Raw genomic sequence first — 4,064 nt, 5'->3', positions numbered from 1 at the left:
TCGATGACATAGCTCTGTACTGTAAAAGGTCAAAGCCATCTAATCGAGACAGTGTATTATTTAAAGATCTACCTATGTTATTGTGGCAGATCGTTAACACTAACAGACCTCATGCTAAATCGGCTTAAGGTCCTAGGTATGAAATTTAAATGTAAATAGTAATAAAGCTGCCATAAATTATTATGGCAGTTTTTGTATTTACTGTTTTTTGTTTTCAACTTTTGGTAAGAAAATAGCACCAAGAGCTTCTAATACAATGAATATAGCAACTGTTTTCATTGTCACATCAAGACCGTAAGTGTCTCCTAATTTTCCCAGCAGTGGTGACATAAGTCCACCAAAGCTCATAGAAAGGCCTATCGTAAAGCCTGTTGCCATTCCAACGTGTTTGCAAAGTAGTTTCTGTCCAATCACAACATATGGTGACATGGACATAAAGAAACAGAATGCAAAAGGCAAGAGTGATATAACTGCAAATAATGGTGTCTTTGTGTACAGAAAGATAATGAAACACAATGCACTCATAGATGAGCAGATCATAATCAGTTTCTTATAGCCAAGCTTATCTGAGAATGTTCCACCAGTGAAGGTTGCAATTGCACCTGTAAGACAGATAAATCCATTGATAAGTGTTGCAGTTTCATCCTTAACATTCATTAGATGCATAAAATACAGAGAAATGAATGATATGAATGTAAACCATGCTGTTGAACGAACAAATAAAACTGCTACAAGATAGATAAAGCCTTTTACATTTTCCTTTTGAGTACTGTTCTTGTCTTTTCTTACCAGATTGTCATGATGCAGTGTCTTTAAAGTGTAATATCTGTTCTTAAACAGCAGCAATGCAATAACGATAAATCCAGGAATACACAATGCAAGTGTAGCCTTTAGCGAGAAGAACATATAAAGGAATGTAAAATAAAATGGTCCTGCAGCCATACCTGCATTACCGCCAACAGAGAACAGAGACATACTCTTGCCTTGTCTTGCTCCACCTATAATATGTGACATCTTTCCGCCTGCTGGATGGAAAATTGCAGAACCTACACCGTTAAGACAGATAAGAACATAAAGAAGGTAGATATTTTCAACAAAACCTATGAACATAACGCCTGAAAAAGCCAAGAATATACCGACACTCATAAGATATGGTCTTGCCTTTTTGTCTGACAGATTACCTGCAAGTGGCTGAATGATGGCATTTAAAATGGTATTAGCCATCATCAGGAGAGCGACCTGTGAATAAGATGTCAGAATATTGTGCTGATAAAGGTATGCAAGAATAATTGGTAGTGAGCCATGATTGATGTCCGTTGCAAAATGACCGGCACTTAGCAACAGAGAATCTTTGCCTGATAGTATTTTCATAATGTCTCTTCTTATATAAAAAACAGGCAATGGATTTTGCCATTGCCTTTTTTGTTTACTGCTTTGTAGCTACTTTCATTGCCTTAATAAAGCTTGATATTTCTGATTTCATTTTATCAGTATTACCAAGATTATTTGCAATTATCTTAACAATTGCAGAGCCTGAAATTGCTCCTTTTGCACCTGCTTTGATTGCAGATTTTACATGCTCTGGTTTTGAAATACCAAAACCTAGTACAGGTGCAGGGCCATTGTTCTTTTTAACAGCCTCAATAATCTCAACAGGATAACCAGATTCGCTGTCTGTTCCGGTAATGCCAAAACGTGAAACAACATAGGTATATCCCTTTGACTTACTGCAGATTGTTTTTATTGTATCATCAGATGCATTTGGTGGTGCAATAAGTACAAGATCTACATCATTGTCCTTAGCGCATTTTTCAAAATCGTCACATGTGTTGAGCATATTGCAAGGGATATCTGGTATAAGAACAGCATCGATACCTGCATCTTTTGCATCCTTGTAGAATTTGTTAATTCCTCTTGCAAGTACAACATTAGCATATACAAGAATACTTACAGGAATTTCATTGTTATACTCACGCATTTTCTTGATGATTCTGAAAAAGTCATCAGTATTTGCACCTGAGTTTAATGCTCTTTTGTCTGACTGCTGAATTACAGGACCGTCTGCACTTGGATCAGAGAATGGGAAACCAAGCTCTAAAGCATCAGCACCGGAGTCAATAACAGTCTTTAATATTTCAAGGCTTGTATCAAAGTTTGGATCACAAAGTGAAACGAAAGGCATAAAGGCACCTTCATTTTGTTTTTCAAGCTTTGCAAAGGTATTTTCAAAACGCTGTGTCATGTCTTTCTCCTTATAATGTGATCTTTAATTTTGAGGTATCAACTCTGTCACCTTCAATACAGCCTTTCTTTTCAAGAATTTCTGATACATTGAAGATATCCTTGTCGCCTCGACCTGAAATATTAACAACCAGGATCTGCTCCTTGTCAGGATTCTGTTTCATAAGTCTTAGAGCATATGCAAGAGCGTGAGATGATTCAAGAGCAGGAATGATGCCTTCTTTTTGTGAAAGCTCAACAAATGCATTTAGAGCGTCGTCGTCAGTTGCACCAACGTACTTTACGCGGCCTGTGTCTCTTAAATAAGCATGCTGTGGTCCTACAGATGGGAAATCAAGACCTGCTGAGATAGAGTAGGATTCATTGATCTGTCCATCTTTGTTCTGAAGACATTTTGAGTATGCTCCAAAGAAGATACAGTCATCGCCCTTATTTAAGGTACCACCGTGTTTTTCTGTATCGATACCAAGACCATATGGCTCAACACCATAAAGTGGTACATCTGTATCAAGAAAATCTGTGAATACACCAATTGCATTTGAACCACCGCCCACGCATGCAATACATGCATCAGGAAGTCTGCCTTCCTCTTCAAGTATCTGCTGATGGATTTCCTCACCTATGATCTTCTGGAATTCTCTTACGATAGTTGGGAATGGATGAGGACCTGCTGCAGTACCAATCATATAGTGTGTATCCTTAAAGTTTGCAGCATAATCACGAAGAGCTTCATTGCAAGCTTCCTTTAATGTTGCAGCACCAACTGATACAGGGATAACCTCAGCACCCATAAGCCTCATACGAAATACGTTAGGCTTTTGTCTTTGAGTATCGGTAGCACCCATGTAGATGGTACACTTAAAGCCTAAAAGAGCACAGATTAGCGCTGTAGCTACACCATGCTGACCTGCACCAGTTTCAGCAATGATCCTTGTTTTACCCATTCTTTTTGCAAGAAGAGCCTGACCTAAAACCTGATTTGTCTTGTGAGCACCGCCGTGAAGTAAGTCTTCACGCTTTAAATAGATCTTTGTTTTTGTACCTTTTGTTAGGTTTTTGCAAAGAGTAAGTGGAGTTGGTCTGCCTGCATATTTGTTTAACAGATCGGATAACTCCTTTTTAAATGCTGGATCATCTCTGCACTCAACAAATGTTTTTTCAAGTTCATCTAAAGCTGGAATAAGAACTTCAGGAACATACTGTCCGCCGTATTTACCGAAAAATGGATTTAGAATAGTCATAATATCTCCTGTTAGAAATTGTTTATTATTCTGAATGTATTCAGAATTTTAGTAACTGATTTAATACCTTTTGTCTCTTCAAGCTTTGAGTTCAGATCAAGTCCTGCAAATCCAAGTGATAAAGCCTTTTGTACATTGTCAGGACCAATACCGCCTGACAGAAGAATTTTTGATTTGTCATATGAATCTGGGATTGTATTCCAGTCAAAAGAGCAGCCAGAGCCTGGGGTTTTTGAATCTAAAATGATGTATTCACATGTTTGAATGTAGTTGTCAATTTTTGAAAAATCATCAGATGATTCTATATTAAGAGCCTTAATGATTTTTATATTTTCTAATCTTCTTTTTAGCTCATTTATATATTCGGCATCTTCACTGCCATGAAGCTGAATATAATCAAGACCAACCTTTTTAGCTATCAATTCAACAGTATCTAATGTTTCATTTACAAATACACCTGCAAATCGGATTTTGCCTCTTGCAAAATCTGCAAATTCAGCAGCTTTATCAGCACTTATGTTTCTTACTGATTTTTCAAAGAAGATAAATCCTGCAATAGATGCATGAACATCAATGGCTGCT

At 37.3% G+C, this 4,064-nt stretch carries 4 protein-coding genes; all 4 read right to left on the bottom strand.

Features of this window, described 5'->3' with window-relative positions; translation table 11 throughout:
• Window positions 1-198: 198 nt before the first annotated feature.
• Complete coding sequence (locus ACJML3_RS03220) at window positions 199-1,371, bottom strand: MFS transporter (RefSeq protein ID WP_406020564.1); 1,173 nt, start codon at window positions 1,369-1,371, stop codon at window positions 199-201.
• Window positions 1,372-1,426: 55 nt separating this feature from the next.
• A complete protein-coding gene (gene trpA / locus ACJML3_RS03215; RefSeq protein WP_406020562.1) occupies window positions 1,427-2,242 on the bottom strand; it encodes a tryptophan synthase subunit alpha in 816 nt (271 codons plus the stop codon).
• 10 nt (window positions 2,243-2,252) lie between these two features.
• Window positions 2,253-3,482 (bottom strand): tryptophan synthase subunit beta, encoded by a 1,230-nt coding sequence (trpB, locus tag ACJML3_RS03210; RefSeq protein WP_406020560.1) that lies wholly within the window; start codon window positions 3,480-3,482, stop codon window positions 2,253-2,255.
• Between the two features lie 11 nt (window positions 3,483-3,493).
• The coding region (locus ACJML3_RS03205; RefSeq protein ID WP_406020558.1) for a phosphoribosylanthranilate isomerase at window positions 3,494-4,064 on the bottom strand (571 nt) is incomplete at its 5' end.

This window comes from Succinivibrio sp., from assembly GCF_045124615.1.
GTDB lineage: Bacteria > Pseudomonadota > Gammaproteobacteria > Enterobacterales > Succinivibrionaceae > Succinivibrio > Succinivibrio faecicola.
Note: the sequence above shows the minus strand (reverse complement) of the source record. Positions and strands in the feature narration are given on the sequence as shown.

Excerpts from the sequence above, each read along its gene's own strand:
- trpA (WP_406020562.1), bottom strand. The coding sequence starts at position 2,242 with ATGACACAGCGTTTTGAAAATACCTTTGCAAAGCTTGAAAAACAAAAT.
- ACJML3_RS03220 (WP_406020564.1), bottom strand. The coding sequence starts at position 1,371 with ATGAAAATACTATCAGGCAAAGATTCTCTGTTGCTAAGTGCCGGTCAT.
- trpB (WP_406020560.1), bottom strand. The coding sequence starts at position 3,482 with ATGACTATTCTAAATCCATTTTTCGGTAAATACGGCGGACAGTATGTT.